The following is a 19,088-nucleotide window of genomic DNA, read 5'->3' as shown; positions in this document are numbered from 1 at the left end:
CGCCGATGAGTTCACTCACCACGCCGACCAAGGGGTCGGGCGCAATCGAGCGGGCGGTGGGCGACGCCGCGGACAACGCCGATCAGCGCTACCGCCTGGCCAAGGGCCTGCGGCACCAGATGAACAAGGTGTTCCCGACCCACTGGTCGTTCCTGCTCGGCGAGATCGCGCTCTACAGCTTCATCATCCTGCTGCTCACCGGGGTGTACCTGACGCTGTTCTTCGACCCCTCCATGCAGGAGGTCGTCTACCACGGCAGTTTCAAGAACATGCAGGGCCTGGAGATGTCGCAGGCGTTCCGCACGACGCTGGACATCTCCTTCGACGTCCGCGGTGGCCTGTTCATGCGGCAGCTGCACCACTGGGCGGCGCTGATCTTCGTCGCGTCGATGGCGGTGCACATGCTGCGGGTGTTCTTCACCGGCGCGTTCCGCAAGCCGCGTGAGGCCAACTGGGTGATCGGTGGTCTGCTGCTGGTCCTGGGGTGTTTCGAGGGGTTCTTCGGGTATTCGCTGCCGGATGACCTGCTCTCCGGTACCGGGATCCGGGCGACGTTGTCGGGGATCGTGCTGTCGGTCCCGGTGATCGGCACCTGGATCCACTGGGCGTTGTTCGGTGGGGAGTTCCCCGGCGACCAGATCATCCCGCGCCTGTACACGCTGCACATCCTGCTGCTGCCGGGTATCATGCTCGCGCTGGTCGGGGCGCACCTGGCGCTGGTGTGGTACCAGAAGCACACGCAGTTCCCGGGTGTGCGCCGCAAGGAGACCAACGTCGTCGGCGTGCGGATCATGCCGTACTTCGCGCTCAAGGGCGGGGCGTTCTTCACGCTGGTCATCGGCGTGCTGGCGCTGATGTCGGGCCTGTTCCAGATCAACCCGGTGTGGAACTTCGGTCCCTACAACCCTTCCCAGGTCTCCGCCGGGTCCCAGCCGGACTGGTACATGGGCTGGGCCGACGGTCTCCTGCGGATCTGGCCGGCGTGGGAGCTCTACCTCGGTGACCACACCGTGCCGCCGGTCTTCTTCGCCGGCGCCATCGGCATCGGCGTGCTGGTGACGCTGCTGCTGAGCTACCCCTTCATCGAACGGAAGCTCACCGGCGACAACGCGCACCACAATCTGCTGCAGCGACCGCGTGACGTCCCGGTCCGCACGTCCATCGGCGCGATGGCCATCACGTTCTTCCTCGTGCTCACGCTGTCGAGCTTCAACGACATCCTCGCGTTCGAGTTCGACGTTTCGCTCAACGCCTTGACCTGGGCCGGGCGGATCGGTCTGCTCGTGGGACCGCCCCTGGCGTACTTCGCGGCCTACCGGTTGTGCGTCGGCCTGCAGCGGGCCGACCGCGAAGTCCTGGAGCACGGTGTCGAGACGGGCATCATCAAGCGGCTGCCGCACGGTGAGTTCATCGAAGTCCACCAGCCGCTCGGCGGCGTCGACCGCCACGGCCACGCGATCCCGCTCGAATACCAGGGCGCGCCGGTGCCGAAGAAGATGAACAAGCTGGGCACCGCCGGCCACGCGGTGCCGGGTTCGCTGCTGCGCCCGGATCCCGACGACGAAACCCGTGCGTTGCAACGAGGGCGCCGGTGATCGCGCCGGCCGGCCGGATCAGCTGCCGAAAGAACCCAAAGCCTCCGTGAACGACGGCGGGAGCGGCTCGCCCACCGTCGGCAGTCCCCGCCAACCCGGACCCGCCGGGCGCACCGGCACCCCTTCGGCGCTCAGAACGCGCAGGAGCCGCACATCGGCCGACTGCGCGGTCATCGACCACACCACGACGTCGCGCGGGGTGAACCGGGCGGACATCGCCCGCAGGACGTCGGCCGAGACCGGTCCGCTCAGGAACGCCGCCGCGGCCCCGTCGTCGCTCAGCGCCGCGCTGAGCATCTTGACCGGCAGCTCGTGCCGCTCGGTCGGGCCGCAGACGAACAGCACGGGCGCCGAGCCCGGCAGCGCGGCCGCCGGGGCGGCGTACCGGTCGATCGCCGCGGAGGCCGTGGTGGCCAGTGCCCATTCGGCGACCATCGCGTGGCGATCGTCGTGCTCGGCCCACCGTTCGCCGATGACGCGCAGCACCGGCGCGACGACCTCGGTCCACGTCTTGGCCACGCCCAGGCTGGTGAACGCGTCGTCGACCAGCCCGCCGATCGTGGGCAGGTCGAAGGACTCCGCGGCTTCGGCGAGCCGCTCCCGGCGTCGCCGGACGGTCGTCTCGGCGGCCGAGCGCGACAACACGAGACGGGCCGCGTCGCGCGCGCTGGTGCCCTGCGCTTGCAGCGCCCGCATCCGGCGCAGCCGCTCGACGTCCTCCGGGGTGTACCGCCGGCGGTTGTTGCCCTCCCGGTGGGCGGCGCCGATCCCGTAGCGCTTCTCCCACGTCCGCAGGGTCACCTGGGACACCCCGAGCGCTCGCGCCACTTCGCTCGAGCCGAGCGAACGTGCTTCGGACGTCTCGGTCACGCCGTCTCCCGGTGTTCGCCTGCCACCGCCCCCCACCTGCGTGGATGACGACCGGTCTCGCCACAGCATACAGTTGCATCGCGGCTGCATCGCAGCACGAGACAGGTCCTGTTCACCCGCCGGTGCGAGCCCGGAGGCGACCCTCGGGCGCCGGGACAGCCACGGGTTCCGGCGCGGTCATGGCCCAGCGCACCGCCTTGACCAAGGCGGCGGCCGCCAGCCGGATGACCGTGGCCTCCGCCACCGGCAAGTACGGCAGGCGCAGCCGGGCCCGGGTCCACACCGGCAGCAGCGCGACCGCGGAAGCCGCGAGCACGGCGTAGGGAACCCTGGCAGGCCAAGGGATCGGCGGGGTGACGAGCAGGAACCGGGCCGCCTGGCGCGCGTCCGCGCCACCCAGCAGCTCCGGCCGGTACGCGGCCAGCGCCCGGTCGAGCTCGGCCCGCGTCCGTGGCGGCTCGAGGACGCCGAGCTTCTCGGCGACCAGCGCGGTCTCCGCGACGTAGCGGTCGCACCCGGCCTCGTCGAGCGGATGTGCGCCGTACCGCTGGTGGGCCCGCAGGAAGCTGTCCGTTTCCGCGATGTGCACCCACTTCAGCAGGTGCGGGTCGTCGGCCCGGTAGGGCAGCCCGTCCGCGGTGGTGCCGCGCACGCGCCGGTGCACGCCCCGCACGGCCGAGACGGCCCGCTCGGCGTCCTCGGTGGTGCCGAACGTCGTCACGGCGAGGAACGTGCTGGTGCGCTGCAGCCGGCCCCACGGGTCGCCCCGGTACCCCGAATGGGCGGCCACCGCGGCCATCGCCGACGGGTGCAGCGACTGCAGCAGCAGCGCGCGCAACCCGCCGACGAACATCGCCGTGTCGCCGTGCACCCGGCAGATCGCGCTGTCGGGGGCGAACCACCGCGGGCCGGGCGCGTGGTGGATCCGGTCCCGGTTGCGGGGCCCGTCCGGGCCGGCCACCCGCGCGAAGAGCGCGTCGCGAGCCCGTTCACGTACCTGCGCCACCCTTGTCCACGACCTCGTCATGGGCCCGATCTCCGTCCTGCCGAATCCTCACTTCGATGCAACTGCGATGCAGATTCGACTCACTGTCGACTTTTCCGCGTCGCCCGAGCGGCCTGTCCCCCCTCAGCCTACCTGCCGAAACGCGGCAGCCAGACCGTTCCGGCGGGGGCTCTGCAGTGGATCACCGCCGACCGAGCGCGGACAACCTCCGGAGCTTCCGCCTACGTTTGCATCGTCCTTGGATCGACGGCCGGAAGGTGACTCATGGCCGAAAGCAAGCTTCGAGCCGCCTCGCGCGGGCCACGCCCGGCGAGCAGCCGGTGCGCGGCCTCCCGGCTTCGATGAGCGGTCGCGAGCACGGCGGCCATGGCGCCGGTGACCGCCTGCGGGGTCAGGCCGTGCGGGTCGAGCACCCGGCCGGCCGGGATGCGCTCCAGGTCGTGGGCGACGGCGAACTGGTCGCTGGAAAACGGCAACGCGAGCGCCGGTACGCCTGCCGCGAGGCACTCGGTGAAGGTGTTGTTCCCGCCGTGGTGCACCACGGCGGCCACCCGGGTCAGCAGCGCCCGCTGGGGCACCTGGTCTTCGACCTCGACCCGGTCGTGCCCGGGGAACGCCGCCCGCACCGGCGCGACGCGGTCCCCGGCCGCCACCAGGACCGCGATGTCGGGGATCCGGAGCAAGCCGGTCACGACGGTGCGGAGCACGTCGTCGCGAGCCGACAGGAACGTGCCGAAGGAGACCAGCACGAGCCGGCGCCGCCCGCCGTCGGTCAACCGGTCGATCCGCCGCACCCAGTCGCCGGCCAAGCGCGTCTTCCCGACATCACTGCAGTGCCCGGCGAACCGCAGCGCCGGGCCGCGCGGCAGGTCCGGCAGCCACGGCAGCTCGGGGTAGTTGAACAGCACCGCCTCCGCGGACGTCAGGCCGAACGCGCTGGGCGGCACCGGCCGGGACGGGGCGTGCTCGGTCAGGAACGCCGTGAACAGCTCGGTGAACAGCCGGTCGTTGGCCTCGGCTTCGGCGCGGAGGCGAGCCAGCTCGCCGGCGCCGGGCCGGATCGCGTCCGGCCAGTAGGGCGGCAGCCCGAAGAAGCGCCCGGGACCGTCCAGGACGTAGCCGGGGTGACCGGGGCAGTAGGCCGCCCAGCGCCGGCCGAGGCTGTGGATCGCCAGGGTGACGGCGTAGGCCAGCTGGTCCACGAGGTACCAGTCCGGCCGGACGCGGTCGTCGAACTCCCGCACCGAAGCCAGCACCGCGGCGGGATCGGGCAGCATGTCGGCCCGCCGGTGCCGGGCCTGGGCGAGCAGCGCCGGGATCGCGCCCGCCCGGGTCGCGTCGAGGAATTCGGCCAGCCGGGCCGCTCCGGCGGCTTCCTGCTGGGTGCGCTCGGCGATGCCGGTGTTGGCGTTGTCCCCGAAGGCGAGAGCGCCGAAGGGCAGCCCGTGTTCGCCGGCGAGGCCCGCGAACGCCGGCGCGCACGCGAAAGTCACCTCGGCGCCCTCGGCCGCGAGCGCGGCGCCGACCGTCGCGAGTGGACGCGCGTGCGAAGCGAACGGCGGGCTCACCACGGCGATCCGCGGTCCCGTGGCTGCGGTCATCCGCACCTCCTTCTCCGTCCCCACCGACCCTACGGCCTGAGCACGGGAGCCCCGCTGTGACGATTTCGGCGACCACGACCACCACGCATCCCACCGACGCGGTGGCCCGGCTGCGCGCCCTCGGCCCCGGGGCGTCCCCGGACCGGATCGACGACGTCCGCCGCGCCCTCCACCCGTCGTTCGCCGGCCCGGCGCTGATCGAGTACGCCGGTCTCCGTCCGGCGCGGCACGACCCGGACTCCGCAGTGGCCGCCCTGCGCGCGCTCGCGCGCGAACCAGTCGCCCCGGCACCCGCCGAAGTCCTCGCGGCCACGCCGGAAACCGGCGACGAGCTGATCGACTCCCTCGTGACGGCGGTCGCCATGGACATCTTCGGCGACGCTGTCGCCGCCCACGGCTCGGCGGCCGCCGCGGCGGCGATCGGCGCGGCGGCCGCGGGTGCGTCACCGCGTCGCCGGATCCTGCTGCTGGACCTCGCCGAACGCCACGCGCTCCGCTGTTTCCCGGTGCCCGAGGTGATCGCCGGAATCGACGGTGACCGCGGCTACCGGCACGCGGCGTTGCGCTACCTGTCCCAGTGCGACGCAGACCCGGAGGCCGCCGAAGCCATCGCGTCGGTCCACGAGACGACCGACGACCCCTACGACCGCGTGCTGGCCTCGATCTGCCTGGCCCGGCCGGGCGGCGTCCCCGACGGCTCTCCCTTGTGGACGGTCCCGCCGCCGGACCGGCCGGGACTGACCGTGGCCCAGTCGATGCTGCTGGGCTCGTTCGACCACCCGGGCGCCGGCGCCAGCGGCGGGCTGACGGTCCTGCTGCGCCACCTCGGGCACGCCCTCCCCCGCCGGGCCGGGATCGCCCGGGTGGTGACCCTGACCCTGCTGGCCCGGGACCGGCTGGCCGAGCGGCCCGCGCTGGCCGAGCCCGACGGGGCCGGGCACGTGGTGCTGCGGCTCCCGGTGGACGCGCCGGGAGCGCCGGCCCAGATCGACCTGTCCCGGCACCGCCCGGCGATCACGTTCCTGGCCCGGCGGCTGCTGTGGCTCTCGGGCTGCACCCCGGACGTCGTCCACGTGCGGTACTCCGACGACGGTTCCGCCGCGATCGCCCAGGCCGCCCGCGCTCTCGGCGCCCGCACCGTGTTCACCCTCACCGCCGACCCGCACCGCTCGCTCGCCGAGCGGCACGCCGCCGCCCGCCCCGCCGATCCGGCCGCCGCCCGGTTCGACCTGCACCGGATGTACACCGCCGACCGGCTGGTCGCGACCGCGGACACCCTGCTGGGGTTGCCCGGCCGTCCCGGCGGCGAGCTCTCCGGGTACTTCCCGCGGCTGCGGGGGCGTGAACCGGAATCCGTCGCCGAAGGGATCCCGCTGCTGCCCCGGGTGCCCACGGCCGACGCCCGCCAGCAACGGCTCGCCGGATCCCTCTTCGGCCCGCCCGCCGGCCTGCCGCGGCTGGGCGACGCCGCCCGCGGCCTGCCGATCGTCCTGTCCGTGGGCCGGCTGCACCCGGTCAAGCAACAGGACCTGCTGGTCGAAGCCTGGCTCACGCGGGGCCTGCACCGGCAGACCGCGCTCGTGCTCGTCGGCGGTGACCCGGCCGCCCCGACCGCGGAGGAAACCCACGTCCTCGACCGGATCCTGGCCTTGTGCGAAAAGCACCCCGAGGCGACCGGCCGGCTCGCGGTGCTGCCCGCGCTCGGCAACGACGACGTCCGCCTGCTCGAACACGGCCTCGCCCGGTGGCTCCCGGTACCGACACCACACCTCTACGTGTGCCCGAGCCGCAAGGAGGAGTTCGGCATCGCCGTGCTCGAAGCGATGGACGCTGGTCTCCTGGTGCTCGGTCCGCGCCGCGGCGGGCTCGGCCACTACATCGAACACGGCCGCAACGGGATGCTGGCCGACACCGCGACGCCGGGCCGGTTCGCCGACGCGCTGACCGCGTTCGTGCGCGCCGCGGCGGACGATCCCGTCCGGGCGCGGGCCGCGGCGGCCGCCGGCCGCGCGACCGTGGCCCGGCGGTTCGGCATCGACCTGGTCGCCGGGCGCTTCGCCGACGTGTACCAGCGCAGCGTCGCCGAGCCTCCGCGTGTCGTCCCGGGGCCGGCCTCGCCGGACCGGCCCGCAGGGCGTTGACGAGCACGGACGGGCGACCCCGCGATCGGCGTCGGCCGGGACCCGAAAGACCTGCGTGGCCGGGACCTCGGTTGGGTATTTGACCCTGGCCACGGCCCAACGAGCAAGGAATCCGACGGTGCAGGTGCTGCTGCGATGACCGAAGACGACGCCGCCAGGGCGCAGCTGGCCGATCCCGGCCGGCTGGCCGCGCTGGCCGAGACCGGGCTGGGGAACGAGCCCGACGCGGCGCTCGACGCGCTGGCCGAGCGCGCACGCCGGCGCGTCGGCACCCCCGTGGCGCTGGTCTCCCTGGTCACCGACCGGGACCAGGTCTTCCCCGGCCTGGCGGGACTCGGCGAGCCGTGGGCACACACCCGGCGCACCCCGCTCTCGGTGTCGCTGTGCCGCCACGAGGTGGTGACCGGTGCTCCGCTGATCATCGAAGACGCCGCCGCCGATCCGCGGTCGCGGGACAACCCGGTGGTCGCGGACGCCGGCATCGGCGCCTACGCCGGGCTCCCGGTCACCGACGCCGCCGGCCGCGTCCTGGGCAGCCTGTGCGTCATCGATCACGAGCCCCGCCGGTGGCGCGAGGACGAACTGACCGTGCTGGCCGACCTCGCCCACAGCTGCTCCCTCGAGCTGCGGCTGCGCATCGCCACCCGGGACGCCCACCAGGAACGCGCCCGCACCGACACCGCCGAGGCCATGCTGCGGGTGGCGTTCACCCGCTCCCAGCTGCTGCTGACCGCGTCGCAGGCCCTCGCCCGCGCCGACGACATCTCGCAGCTGCGCGAGATCGTCACCGACCTGGTCTCCGGCGACCTGAAACCGGCCTACGTCGGGCTCACCCTCACCGAAAGCGGCGGCGACCTGCGACGCATCGACGACCCGCTGCAAGCGCTCGGCCCCGAATCCGGTGACGCGTTCTCCCACGTCGAGGACGACACCCCGATCGCGCTCACCGCCCGCGAAGGGAACCTGCAGCTCTACCCCGACCCCGAAGCCATCGCCGCCGCGTTCCCCGAGACCGCGCAGCGCCGCTACGCCGAACTGGGCCTGCACGCGATCACCTGCGTCCCGCTGCCGGGACCGGACGGCGTCGCCGGCGTCCTGCTGTTCGGCTGGGACACCCCGCACGACGTCGACGTCCACGAGCAGGCCGTGATCACCACGCTGGCCGGCTACGTCGGGCACACCCTGGAACGCGCCCGGTTCGTGGAAGACCGCGTCACCGTCGCGCGCGAGCTGCAGGAAGCGATGCTGACCCGGCTCCCGGACCTGGCCGGCGTGCGGCTGGCCGCCCGCTACCTGCCGGTCGGGCGGCTCGAGCAGGTCGGCGGCGACTGGTACGACGCCATCGACCTCAACACCGTCGACGGCGCCGACCGCGACGCCGTCGCGCTGGCCGTCGGCGACATCACCGGCCACGACATCCACGCCGCCACGCTGATGGGCCAGGTCCGCAGCATGGGCCGGCAGGCGGCCTGGGAGCGTCCCGCCGGACCACCCTCGGCCATCCTCGCCGCGGTCGAGCAAGCCTGCGCCGCCACCGGGATCGGTGCGACCGGCACCGTGCTGCAGGCCCACCTGCGCCCCGACACCGACGGCCGCCGGCTGCTGCGCTGGGCCAGCGCCGGGCACCTCCCGCCGATCGTGCGCCACCCCGACGGCACCACCACGGTCCTGACCGGCGCGGACCTGATGTTCGGCTACCCCGAGCTACGCGAAGCCCCGCTCACCGACCACGAGGTGCTGCTGCGGCCGGGCGACACCGTCGTGCTCTACACCGACGGCCTGGTCGAACGCCGCGGGAGCGACCTGGACATCGGCATCCGCCGACTGCGCGACACCGTCGCCGCGCTGGACCCCACCGACCCGGCCCGGTTCGTCGACGACACCATCCGCCGCATGCTGGGCAACGGCACCCCGCACGACGACGACGTCGTCGTGCTCGCCGCCCACCTCCCCGCCACCGATCGGCGGTAACCGGCCGCGCGCAGTACCGTCGGGTCCATGTGGTGACACGCCCTTGCCGGGGAGATCGCCATCCCCGCACGTTCGCGGACCGCGCACCGCCGGTCATCGCCTCCCCGGCCTGGAACGAGGTCCGTCCGTGACCGCCCCCGCCTTTCTCGGCACGATCACCCGGCGTGAAAGCGCGGTCGTGCTCGCCTTCACCGGCGAACTCGACCTCGCGACCGCACCCGAAGCCCGCACCGTCGCCACGCAGGCCCATGAGGACGCGGCCGCCGGGGCGGGCAAGCGGCTCGTGATCGACCTGCGCGCGGTCACGTTCCTCGCCTCCGTCGGCCTGGAACTGCTCGCCGACCACCGCAGCCGGGCCGGCGACACCGGCGTCACGATCGCGCTGGTCGCCACCAGCCGCACCGTCACGCGCGTGCTGGAGGTCACCGGCCTGAACGCCCAGTTCACCACCTACGCCGACGTCGAGGCCGCAATCGCCGGTTAGCCCGGCGTGGCCGGGCACCCGTGACGCCGGTCCGGGCTATCCCGCATGCCCCGCCGGGGCCCCCGGGTATCCGGGCGGCCGGCCGTCCCGGGCGGCCAGCACGATCGGGCGGACCCGGCGCATCCGCAACCGGGTGTAGCCGATGATCACCACCAGCACCGCGAGCAACGGGACCTGCGACAACAGCAGCGAATCCGTGATCTCCTCCGGCGGGAAGCTGTACACGATGAGCACCCGCAGCACGGCGTCCAGCAGAAAACCCAGGCCCCACACCACTGTCACCGAGCGGATCGCGGTGCGGAAGGGCCGGGACGCCTCCCAGCTGCGGTCGTAGGCGTCGGCCATCCGCGGGTCACCCCCGGTGGCGAACGGCCTTCCGGTGTCCAGGACCAGCGGGTGGCCCACGAACAACGTGCCCAGCGCGTACACCCCGGCGACGCCGACGAAGAACGCCGGCTTCAGCAGCAGCACCCGCGGGTCGCCGCTGACGAACAGCAGGACCACCGACAGGGCCACCTCGACGACCACCAGGATGCCGAACCCGTCGAGCTTGCCCCGGCGCACGGTCGTGGCGATCGCGTTCACCGTCGTCGCCAGGCCGCCGATGCCCAGCGCCCAGAACGGGCTGAGCCCGAACACCGTGTGCAGCAGCCAGTAGGCGACGATCGGCAGCACCACGTCGAGCGCGAACGGCGCCAGCGCGCGGATCCTCTCCTTCACCGGTCTTCCCCCGTCCCGTGGCCGCGCAGTCCCGCGGCCTGGTTGCTGCGGCGCACCACGGCCGTGGCGTACTCCCGCATTTCCTTCTCGTACCAGGCGATCGCCGTCAGGGGATCACCACTCGCCAGGCCCTCGGCCAGCAGCGCCGCGTCCCGCAACGCCGTGTTCGCGCCGACCCCACCCGACGGCGGCATCACGTGGATCGCGTCGCCGAGCACCGTGATCCGCCCGGCCGGCCACTGCGGGACCGGTGGCGACGTCCGGATCGGCGTGCGGAACGTCGCGGGCACGTCGGCGTGCCGCACGATCCGCACCAGTTCCGGGTGCCAGTCACGGACGACGTCCCGCGCGAACCGGTGCAGCGCACCGGGTTCCCGCTCGTCCGGCGCCGCGCCGACCACCGCCCACATCAGGTAGTCGGCCACCGGGGTCAGCTCCGGCGGGAAGACCGGTGTGCGCGCCCGGAACGCGGCGAGGGCCAGCGTCGCCGTGTCGCCGGCCACCGCGGTGAAGCCGTCGAAGAACCGGGCGGGCAGGCCCGGCAACGCGGCGAGCGGCGTCCGGCCGTAGACGCAGCGCAGTCCCGTGTCGATCGGGGGGCTGCCGGGCGCGACCGCCGCGCGGACCGCGGAGTGCACCCCGTCGGCGCCGACCAGGACGTCGCCGCGGACCTCCCGGCCGCCCTCGAACCGGACACGCACGCCGGCCGCGTCCTGGTCCGTTCCGGTCACCCGGTGTCCGAAGTGGACGTCCGGCTCGAGTCCGGCGAACAGGATCTGGCGCAGCGTCCGGCGGTTGACGGCACTGTGCTCGCCGCCGGTGCCGACGTCGAACGTCGAGAGCACGGTCAGGTCCGTGCCGAGCGTGCTGATCCGGCCCGCGCCCGGCACGGACGACGTCGCCAGGTAGCGCCGGTACAGGTGCCCGGGCAGGCAGCGTCGCAGTGCTTCGCCGCCGTGGCCGTCGATGTGGATCCGGTAGCCCTGGTCGTGTTCCCCGAGGTCCGGGTCGCGCTCGAAGACGCTCACCCGCACCCCGGCCGCACGCAGCCCCTGGGCGAGGCACAGGCCGCCGACGCCGGCCCCCGCGATCAGCACGTGCACGTCACTCGCCCCCGGCCCGCTGCTGCCACGGCCGGCCACCGGGCCGCTGGGCCCGGCGCTTGGCCTCGCCGACCGAGGTCTCCAGCCGGGTGAGCAGCCGGCCGAGCGTCCGGACGTCCTCGGCGTCCCAGTCGGCCAGGAAGCCGTCGAACCGGTCCAGCCCGAGCCGGGTCAGCCTGCGGACCTCGTCCCAGCCGGCCTCGGTGAGCGAGATCAGGCAGGACCGCCGGTCGGCCGGATCGGCCTCGACCGCGATGAGGCCGTCGTCTTCCAGCGAGCGGGTCTGCCGGGTGATCGACGACGGGTACAGATCGAGCTCCGCGGCCAGCTCGGACGGGCGCACCCGCTGCTTGACGGCGGCCTGCTGCAGGATCGCCTGCCGGGTCGGGTCGATGACCTTGTTCTGCGCGCCGCGCATCGCCTGGCCGATCCGGGCCAGCGGGTAGACCACCTGCTCGAGGTCCTCGTAGTCGTGGGGCATGACTCCAAGGTGCACTATTTGCGCCACGCAAACAAGTGGTTTGCGAGAAGTTCGGGGATGTCCCTGATCCCCCCTCGACCTACCTCAGGGTCCAGGAGGAAGGACGCCGCGCCCGCGAACCGGCACCGGCAACTGGACGGGGAGACACCCGTCGCACATCGCCAGTTCAGCCGCGGTTCACGGCGAAGGTATCGGCCACCCAGTCGGCGATATAAGTGCTCACATGCGCGAGGTGGTCGAGCCCGATGTGTTCGGTCGCTCCCTCTTCCGGGGTGAACACCCGCAGTTCGCGCCGAGGCGAGCCGACCGCCTGCTCGTAGGAGCGGTGCGCGTACTCGAGCGGGATCTGGCGGTCCTTTTCGCCGTGGGCGATGAGGAACGGGACGGTGATCTTCTCGACGACACCGTCGAGGTGGACGTCGTCGGCGAAGGTGATGAACGTGTCGAGGTCGTCGTGGCCCCACACCCACAGGACGTGCTCCCAGTAGTGCGGCACCGGGCGTTCACCCTCGCGCTCGAGGCGGCGGCGTTGCACCGCGCCCCAGTTGTGGTTGGCGCCCCAGGCGACACACAGCGCGAACCGCTTCTCGAAGGCCGCGGCCCTGGGGGCGAAGTAGCCGCCGAGCGACCAGCCGACGATCCCGATCCGCGCCGGGTCGACGTCGTCGCGCTGTTCGAGCCAGTCCACGGCGGCGCCGGCCCACACCTCGCTGTCGATCCGGGCCGTGATTCCCTGCAGCCGCAACGCTTCGCCGGTGCCGGGCTGGTCGAGCATGAGACACGAGATGCCGCGGGCGGCCAGCTCCTCCCAGTGCGCCGATCCGTACATGTGCTCCTTGGTCGAGTCCAAGCCGTTGACCAGCACCACGACCGGCGCCGGACCGGCGCTCGTGGCCGGCGCCGCGCTGAAGTAGGCGGGCAAGGTCGTTCCCTCGTACGGGATCGCGACCCGGGAGACGCGCGGGTCGCGCAGGTCGAACGACTTCTGCGCCAAGGCCAGCACACGGCGGTAGGTGGGCAGCCGGTCGGGGTTCGAGTGCGCGAGCATGCGCTCGGCCTGGCAGAGGTAGTTGGTGGCGCGGAAGTACAGCTGCCCGGCGGCGCGCTCGTGCCCGGCCTTCTCCGCGGCTTCGGCCTGGGTGACGAGCTGGTCGGTCAAGGCCGTCCAGGCTCGCAGGAAGTCCGGGGTGCCGGCGTCGGAGCCGCGCGCGGCGGCCTCGCGGATCGGCCGGCAGGCGCGGTCGATCTCGTCGATCAGGCCGCCGGAGTTCAGCGCGGCGACCACGCCGAGGTTCCAGACGTAGTTTCCGGGGAAGTACTCGAACACGATCAGGTCCTTTCGGGAGGGTCAGCGGAACGCACGGCGTCGCTGATCGACTTGACGCCGCCGTGGGCGGTGAGGCCGCCGTCGACGGGGATTTCCGCACCGGAGACGAACGACGCCTCGTCGCTGAGCAGGAAAGCGACGACCGCCGCGACCTCGCCAGCCGTTCCGGGTGCGGCCGAGTGGTGTCTCGGCGACGTTGGCCACGCGGAACGCGGGTGAGGCGGACGCCGTCATCGGGGTCTCGATGTAGCCGGGGTGAACGGTGTTGACGCGGATGCCGCGCGGGCCGAGTTCCAGGCACGCCGTCTTCGCCAGCCCGCGCAACGACCACTTCGCGGCGGTGTAGGCGACCGGGTAGTGGCCGGTCAGCGCGGCCACCGAACCGACCACGACGATCGAGGCCCCGGTCCCCATCCGGGGCGCCAGAGCCTGGATTCCGAGCAGGCTGCCGACGACGTTCACCTCGGTGACGCGCAGGAAGTCCGTGGGAGACACCTCGCTCAGCCGGGCACGCCAAGTGATGCCGGCGTTGGCGACGAGGCCGTCGACGCGCCCGTATTCGGCCGCGAAGACGTCCCAGCCGCGGGCGTCGGTGACGTCCAGCGGCCGGTAGCCGACCCCGGGCGGCAGGTCCTCGGCGGGCTCCGGTCGCACGTCGACGCCGACGACGGTCGCGCCTTCGGCCGCGAGCAGCCGGGCTTCGGCGGCTCCCTGGCCTTGCGCGGCACCGGTCACCACGATGACCTTGCCGGCGACCCGGCCGCTCATACGGCGCGTTTCCGGGCTCGCGACCGCGGCCGCGCCGGACGCACCGGCGGCAGCACCTGCCCGGGCACGACGGTGTTGCGGATCGTCCCGATGCCTTCGACGGTCATCTCGACGACGTCGCCGGGCTTCAGCGGCGGTGGCTGCTGTTCGCCGCGCCGGCCCCAGAGCTCGGCCAGGCAGCCGCCGTTGCCGCACGTTCCCGACCCCAGGACGTCGCCGGCCCGTAGCCGGGTGCCGCGACCGGCGTAGGCGACCAGTTCTTCGAACGGCCAGCCCATGTTGGACAACAGGTCCTGGCCCACTTCGACGCCGTTGACCGCGACCCGCATGTCCAGCGCGAGGAAGCCGTCCGCATCCCGGTACGGCTCCAGCTCGTCGGCGGTGACCAGCCACGGTCCGAGGGTGGTCGCGGAGTCCTTGCCCTTGGCCGGGCCGAGGTTCACGCGCATCTCGCGGCGTTGCAGGTCGCGGGCCGACCAGTCGTTCATGATCGTGTAGCCGAAGATCGCGTCCGGCCCCAGCACGGCGGCGACCTCCAGCTCGAAGTCGAACGACCGCGAGCCCGGCGGGACCGGCACGTCGTCGTGCGCGCCGACCAGGGCGGCGGGATTGGTGAAGTAGAACGTCGGCGCCTCGTACCACTCCGGCGGCACCGAACCCGGCGAGACCATGCCCTCGACGTGCTCCTCGAAGGCGACGAAGTCGCGGACGCTCGGTGGCTCGAGCGGCGGCAGCAGCCGCACCTCGGCCAGGGGCACGGCCGGCCCGCCGAGGGCGGCCGCCCCGGCTTCGAGCGCGGCGGGCAGGCCGCCGCGGATCAGGTCGAGCACCGTGACCCCGGCCGCGAAGGCGTGGACGTCGGCGCCGGAGACCACGCCCGTGTGCACGGTTCCGCCGTGCTCGTAGGTAGCGAGGCGCATCAGACCGGCGGGGCCACGAACAGGCCCTTGTCGGGGTCGTTGAAGGAGCGGGAGGCGACGAACTCGTTCATCGCGTTCGCCGTCCCCCACTGGTCGGACACCTCGGGCCGGGTGAAGTCGTAGAGCTGCGGGTGCCACGTGTCTTCGTCGATCAGCTCCAGCTCGGTGGTGTATTCGACGGTGTTGCCGTGCGGGTCGAGGAAGTAGCTGAAGGTGTTGTTGCCGGCCAGGTGCCGCCCGGGGCCCCAGATCTTCTCGACGCCGGCGCGCAGCAGCCGTCCGGTGCCGCGCATGTACTCGTCGATCCCCCGCATCTCGAACGACGCGTGGTGCAGCGACGGGTGCGGGCCGCGAGCGATGGCCAGGCTGTGGTGCCAGGCGTTGATGCGCAGGAACCACATCATCCCACCCATCCGCGGGTGCGTCAGGGTGTCGGACAGCTTGAACCCCAGGTGGCGCTCGTAGAACCGCCGCGTGCCTTCGGGGTCGGCCGAGTTGAGCACGGCGTGGGACAGCCGGACCGGGATCGCTTCGCCCGCTTCGATCTTGCGGTGGGCGCGGACCGCGACGTCGGCGCTGATCTCGATCGTGCGGCCTTCGTTGTCGAAGAACCGGAACCCGTAACCACCACCGGGAGTCTGCAGTGCGCGGGGTTCGTGGACCAGGGTGACGCCGGCGGTCGCCAGGCGAGCGGCCAGGGTGTCGACGTCGGCCGCGGTGGCCACGCCGAAGGCGATCAGGTCGATGCGTTTATCCGCCGCCTGGCGCAGCCGCACGATGTAGTGCTCGGGTGAGCCTTCCGCGGCGAGGAAGGCGATCCCGGTGTCGGTGTGCTCCGTGGTCAGCCCCCACGCGCCGGTGTAGAAGTCCTGCTGGCGGGCGAGGTCGGGCACGGCGAGGTCGACGTGCCGCAGGTGGGTGATCAGGCCCTCGGTCATGGGATTCCTCCGGAAGGGGTTCAGGCGGGCTGGGCGACGAGGGCGGCGACGGCGCCCATCAGGCCGGGGACGTCGCCCGGTTCGCGGTCGAGGAGCCACTGGCCGAGCTGGTTCGACGCTTCGACCACGGCCGTCGCCCGGGCGACGCGCCGTTCGGTGAAGGCGCTCCACACCGTGTCGTCGAGGGTCTCGGCGTCGATCAGGAGTCCACTGAGGACAGCCGCGTCCTCGAGCGCTTGGGCGCCGCCTTGGGCCAGGGTCGGCGGGCAGGCGTGGACGGCGTCGCCGATCAGCACGACGCGGCCGCGGTGCCACGGCGCGGGCAGCACGTGGGTCTCGAACCAGGTGTAGTTGACGCGGGAGGGATCGTCGAGCGTGGCGAGGATGTCGTCCCACGGTCCGTGGTAGGCCGAGGCGAGTGCGCGCATGGTCGTGAGCCGCTGGTGCGGGGTCAGGGAACTGCGGTCCTGCGCGTCTTCGACGACGTAGGCGTAGAGCGAGTCCTCCCCGGTCGGGCAGTAACCCGCGATGTAGCAGGGCCCGCCGTAGAAGAGGTCGGTGCGCGTCACCGACGCCGGCCGCGGACCGAAGGCGCGCCAGATACCCATCCCGGTCGCGCGGGTCGTCAGCTCGATGCCGAGCAGCCGCCGGATCGCCGAGCGGATCCCGTCGGCGCCGACGACCAGGTCGTAACGGCCGGTCGAGCCGTCCGTGAAGGTGACGTCGACGTGGCTTTCTCCTTGCCGCAGCTCGGTGACGGTGTCGCCGAACCGGATCTTCGCGCCGGTCGCGGCCGCGCGGTCGTGCAGGATCCGGGCGAGGTCGGGACGCGGCATGCCCAGGGTGGCGGGCAGATCCGGGCCGCCGGTGCGGGCGTCCGGGATTTCGGCCAGCAGGGTGCCGGCGGGATCGGGCGCGCGTAGCCCCAGGCTGTCGAACCCGTACCCCTTCGCCCGGACCTCCTCCCAGACGCCGAGGGCGCGCAGCTCGCGCAAGGCGTTGCCCTGCAACGTGATCCCGGAGCCGAGGGCGGCGACGCCGGGCTCGGCCTCGACGAGGTCGACGGCGACCCCCGCTTTCGCGAGGTGGATCGCGGTGGCCGTGCCGGCGAGACCGCTGCCGACGACGAGGACGGTGGTGACGGCGGGCATGGCGGTCCTCACTTGACGGCGATCGGGGCGACCGGGGCGCCGACGGCGCCGGTCACGGGCAGCGGGTCGGCGGTCAGCCAGAACTCGTACGTCCCGTCGGCGGCGCAGTCGGCCGCGAGGGCGTCGAGGTCCCACATCTCGCCGAGGAACAGCCCGATGTGGGGAATGGCGACCTGGTGCAGGGGCTGAAAAGCGTCGTCGAACTCGTTGGGCCGGACTTCGAAGCCCCAGGTGTCGGTGGCGATGGCGGCGATTTCGCTGCCGTGCAGCCAGTCCGCCGTGGTGAACGACAGGCCCGGGGCCGGGCCGCCCGCGTAGTCGCCCCAGCCTTCGCGCCGGGCGCGGGTGAACCGGCCGGTCCGCACCAGCAGCAGGTCACCGCGGCCGACGTGGGCGGTCGCGCCGTGGGCGGCGATGGTGGCCTCGAGGTGCTCGGTGGTGATCGCGAACCCGTCGGGCAGCTCGCCGTCGGCGCCAAGCACCCGGCCGACGTCGAGGAGCACACCGCGGCCGGCGATCCGGCCGGCCGCGGTCTCGATTCCGGTGACCTGGTCGCCTTCGCTGGTCACGACGTCTCCGGCGCGCCGGCCGTTCCAGGCGAGGCCGTGGTCGAAGATGTGGCCGAGGCCGTCCCACTGCGTGGAGGCCTGCAAGGGCATGAAGACGACGTCGTCGGCGCCGCCCAGCCCGTGCGGGAAGCCCTGCCCGCGCTCGGCGTCGAGACCGGTGTCGAGCATCGTGTGGATCGGGTTGGTGCGCCGTCGCCAGCCCTTCTGCGGGCCGTTCGCGTCGAAGCGCTGCGCCAGGGAGAAGCTCACCCCGCGCCGGACGAGCGCGGCGCCTTCCCGGCGTTGGGCGTCGTCCAGGAAGTTCAGCGTGCCGAGGACGTCGTCAGTGCCCCAGCGGCCCCAGTTGGAGCAGCGCTGGGCGGCAGCTGCGATCGCGCCTTCGGGATCGGTTCGGTCCACTCCCCCACTGTCGGGCCGGAGGGGGATATCAGGGAAGAACAGATCGGTGATGCGGAGTATCGACAGCGTTGATACCGTGGCCCGCTGTGAACCTGGCTCGGCTGGACCTGAACCTGCTGGTGGCCCTCGACGCGCTGCTGCAGGAGCGCAGCGTGACACGCGCGGCGGCGCGGATGGGCCTCGGCCAGCCCGCGGTGTCGGCCCAGCTGGCCCGGCTGCGCCGGCACTTCCACGACGACCTGCTCACCCGGTCGGGGAACCAGTACCGGCTCACCCCGCTGGCCGTGCAGCTCAAGGAACGCGTGCGCGTGGCCCTGTCCGGGGCCGAGCGGGTGTTCGCCGCCGAGCCCGACTTCGACCCGGCCTCCTCGGCGCGCGAGTTCTCGATGCTCATGAGCGACTACGGGGTGGCCATGCTCGGCCCCGGCATCGCGGCCCGCCTCGCCGAAGAGGCACCCGGCACCCGGCTGCGGTTCCCCGCCAACACACCGAGGATGGTCGACGCGGCCGCCCAGGAACTGGTCCACACCGACCTCCTGGTGATCCCGCACGGGTTCGTCGACGACCTGCCGCACCAGGACCTCTACCGCGACGAATGGGTCTGCCTGGTCGCCGCGGGCAACACCGCCGTCGGGAACGCCCTGACCGTCCGGCAGCTGGAGACCATGCCGTGGGTCGTGACCTACCACGGGCCGACGGCGTCGACCCCGGCCGCGCGGCAGATGCGCATGCTCGGGATCGAACCGCACATCCAGGTGGTCACCGAGACGTTCCTGACCGTGCCCGGGCTCGTCGCGGGCTCCGGGCGCGTGGCGCTGGTGCAACGCCGGCTCGCCGACGGGATCCCGGCCGAGCTCGGCGTGCGGGCCCTGCCGTGTCCCTTCGACGCGACCCCGCTCGTGGAAGCGATGTGGTGGCACCCGATGTACGACGACGACCCCGAGCACCGGTACCTGCGCGACGTCGTCCGGCGGGCCGTCGCGGCGATGATCGGCATCACCCCGGCTGATACCGGCCTTCGGAAGAAGTGATTTCCGCTCCGGC

The 19,088-nt window shown here is 73.0% G+C and carries 17 protein-coding genes and 1 pseudogene; 5 read left to right on the top strand and 13 right to left on the bottom strand.

Annotated features, from left to right (window positions below; translation table 11 throughout):
- Window positions 1-5: 5 nt before the first annotated feature.
- Window positions 6-1,595, top strand: a complete 1,590-nt coding sequence (gene qcrB, locus OG494_RS07320; protein WP_328453218.1) for a cytochrome bc1 complex cytochrome b subunit — start codon at window positions 6-8, stop codon at window positions 1,593-1,595.
- 18 nt (window positions 1,596-1,613) lie between these two features.
- On the opposite strand, the gene OG494_RS07315 is transcribed toward qcrB, so the two are convergent.
- The 3 genes from OG494_RS07315 to OG494_RS07305 all read right to left on the bottom strand — a co-directional run bounded on the left by OG494_RS07315 (window position 1,614) and on the right by OG494_RS07305 (window position 5,072).
- Window positions 1,614-2,465, bottom strand: coding sequence for a MerR family transcriptional regulator (locus tag OG494_RS07315; RefSeq protein WP_328453216.1), 852 nt, complete (start codon window positions 2,463-2,465; stop codon window positions 1,614-1,616).
- A gap of 112 nt (window positions 2,466-2,577) precedes the next feature.
- Window positions 2,578-3,471, bottom strand: coding sequence for an oxygenase MpaB family protein (locus tag OG494_RS07310; RefSeq protein ID WP_328453214.1), 894 nt, complete (start codon window positions 3,469-3,471; stop codon window positions 2,578-2,580).
- Window positions 3,472-3,692: 221 nt separating this feature from the next.
- Entirely contained in the window at window positions 3,693-5,072 is a 1,380-nt protein-coding gene (locus OG494_RS07305) for a glycosyltransferase (protein ID WP_328453213.1), read from the bottom strand.
- A 56-nt stretch (window positions 5,073-5,128) separates the two neighbouring features.
- Here OG494_RS07305 and OG494_RS07300 point away from each other — a divergent pair, with 56 nt between their 5' ends.
- The 3 genes from OG494_RS07300 (at window position 5,129) to OG494_RS07290 (ending at window position 9,668) form a co-directional block, all read left to right on the top strand.
- Window positions 5,129-7,213, top strand: coding sequence for a glycosyltransferase family 4 protein (locus tag OG494_RS07300; RefSeq protein WP_328453211.1), 2,085 nt, complete (start codon window positions 5,129-5,131; stop codon window positions 7,211-7,213).
- A gap of 135 nt (window positions 7,214-7,348) precedes the next feature.
- A complete protein-coding gene (locus OG494_RS07295; protein WP_328453209.1) occupies window positions 7,349-9,184 on the top strand; it encodes a GAF domain-containing SpoIIE family protein phosphatase in 1,836 nt (611 codons plus the stop codon).
- Window positions 9,185-9,311: 127 nt separating this feature from the next.
- Window positions 9,312-9,668, top strand: coding sequence for an STAS domain-containing protein (locus tag OG494_RS07290; protein ID WP_328453207.1), 357 nt, complete (start codon window positions 9,312-9,314; stop codon window positions 9,666-9,668).
- A 36-nt stretch (window positions 9,669-9,704) separates the two neighbouring features.
- Here the strand turns inward: OG494_RS07290 and OG494_RS07285 are convergent, their stop codons facing one another.
- The 10 genes and pseudogenes from OG494_RS07285 to OG494_RS07240 all read right to left on the bottom strand — a co-directional run bounded on the left by OG494_RS07285 (window position 9,705) and on the right by OG494_RS07240 (window position 18,044).
- Window positions 9,705-10,388: a VC0807 family protein gene (locus OG494_RS07285; RefSeq protein ID WP_328453206.1), complete on the bottom strand. Its 684-nt coding sequence runs from the start codon at window positions 10,386-10,388 to the stop codon at window positions 9,705-9,707.
- Window positions 10,385-11,491: an FAD-dependent oxidoreductase gene (locus OG494_RS07280; protein ID WP_328453204.1), complete on the bottom strand. Its 1,107-nt coding sequence runs from the start codon at window positions 11,489-11,491 to the stop codon at window positions 10,385-10,387. The genes OG494_RS07285 and OG494_RS07280 overlap by 4 nt, the downstream gene beginning before the upstream one ends.
- Window position 11,492: 1 nt before the next feature.
- Window positions 11,493-11,972, bottom strand: a complete 480-nt coding sequence (locus tag OG494_RS07275) for a MarR family winged helix-turn-helix transcriptional regulator (protein ID WP_328453202.1) — start codon at window positions 11,970-11,972, stop codon at window positions 11,493-11,495.
- A 166-nt stretch (window positions 11,973-12,138) separates the two neighbouring features.
- A complete protein-coding gene (locus OG494_RS07270) occupies window positions 12,139-13,299 on the bottom strand; it encodes an alpha/beta hydrolase family protein (protein ID WP_328453200.1) in 1,161 nt (386 codons plus the stop codon).
- A gap of 2 nt (window positions 13,300-13,301) precedes the next feature.
- Window positions 13,302-13,430, bottom strand: coding sequence for a hypothetical protein (locus OG494_RS07265; RefSeq protein ID WP_328458892.1), 129 nt, complete (start codon window positions 13,428-13,430; stop codon window positions 13,302-13,304).
- 103 nt (window positions 13,431-13,533) lie between these two features.
- Window positions 13,534-14,067: pseudogene (locus OG494_RS07260) on the bottom strand (SDR family NAD(P)-dependent oxidoreductase); the annotation flags it as partial.
- Window positions 14,064-14,987, bottom strand: a complete 924-nt coding sequence (locus OG494_RS07255) for a fumarylacetoacetate hydrolase family protein (RefSeq protein ID WP_328453198.1) — start codon at window positions 14,985-14,987, stop codon at window positions 14,064-14,066. The pseudogene OG494_RS07260 and the gene OG494_RS07255, both read right to left, overlap by 4 nt.
- Window positions 14,987-15,925, bottom strand: a complete 939-nt coding sequence (locus tag OG494_RS07250; RefSeq protein ID WP_328453196.1) for a VOC family protein — start codon at window positions 15,923-15,925, stop codon at window positions 14,987-14,989. Before OG494_RS07250 ends, OG494_RS07255 begins: the two co-directional genes overlap by 1 nt.
- Window positions 15,926-15,945: 20 nt before the next feature.
- Window positions 15,946-17,076, bottom strand: coding sequence for an FAD-dependent oxidoreductase (locus OG494_RS07245; RefSeq protein ID WP_328453194.1), 1,131 nt, complete (start codon window positions 17,074-17,076; stop codon window positions 15,946-15,948).
- 8 nt (window positions 17,077-17,084) lie between these two features.
- A complete protein-coding gene (locus OG494_RS07240; protein WP_328453192.1) occupies window positions 17,085-18,044 on the bottom strand; it encodes a cyclase family protein in 960 nt (319 codons plus the stop codon).
- An 86-nt stretch (window positions 18,045-18,130) separates the two neighbouring features.
- Between OG494_RS07240 and OG494_RS07235 the strand changes: the two genes are divergently transcribed.
- Window positions 18,131-19,075, top strand: coding sequence for a LysR family transcriptional regulator (locus tag OG494_RS07235; RefSeq protein WP_328453190.1), 945 nt, complete (start codon window positions 18,131-18,133; stop codon window positions 19,073-19,075).
- The last annotated feature ends 13 nt before the right edge of the window (window positions 19,076-19,088 follow it).

The sequence above is a fragment of the Amycolatopsis sp. NBC_00438 genome (assembly GCF_036026695.1).
In the GTDB taxonomy this organism is placed as follows: domain Bacteria; phylum Actinomycetota; class Actinomycetes; order Mycobacteriales; family Pseudonocardiaceae; genus Amycolatopsis.
Note: the sequence above shows the minus strand (reverse complement) of the source record. Positions and strands in the feature narration are given on the sequence as shown.

Excerpts from the sequence above, each read along its gene's own strand:
- OG494_RS07275 (WP_328453202.1), bottom strand. The coding sequence starts at position 11,972 with ATGCCCCACGACTACGAGGACCTCGAGCAGGTGGTCTACCCGCTGGCC.
- OG494_RS07245 (WP_328453194.1), bottom strand. The coding sequence starts at position 17,076 with ATGCCCGCCGTCACCACCGTCCTCGTCGTCGGCAGCGGTCTCGCCGGC.
- OG494_RS07295 (WP_328453209.1), top strand. The coding sequence starts at position 7,349 with ATGACCGAAGACGACGCCGCCAGGGCGCAGCTGGCCGATCCCGGCCGG.
- OG494_RS07250 (WP_328453196.1), bottom strand. The coding sequence starts at position 15,925 with ATGACCGAGGGCCTGATCACCCACCTGCGGCACGTCGACCTCGCCGTG.
- OG494_RS07305 (WP_328453213.1), bottom strand. The coding sequence starts at position 5,072 with ATGACCGCAGCCACGGGACCGCGGATCGCCGTGGTGAGCCCGCCGTTC.
- OG494_RS07255 (WP_328453198.1), bottom strand. The coding sequence starts at position 14,987 with ATGCGCCTCGCTACCTACGAGCACGGCGGAACCGTGCACACGGGCGTG.
- qcrB (WP_328453218.1), top strand. The coding sequence starts at position 6 with ATGAGTTCACTCACCACGCCGACCAAGGGGTCGGGCGCAATCGAGCGG.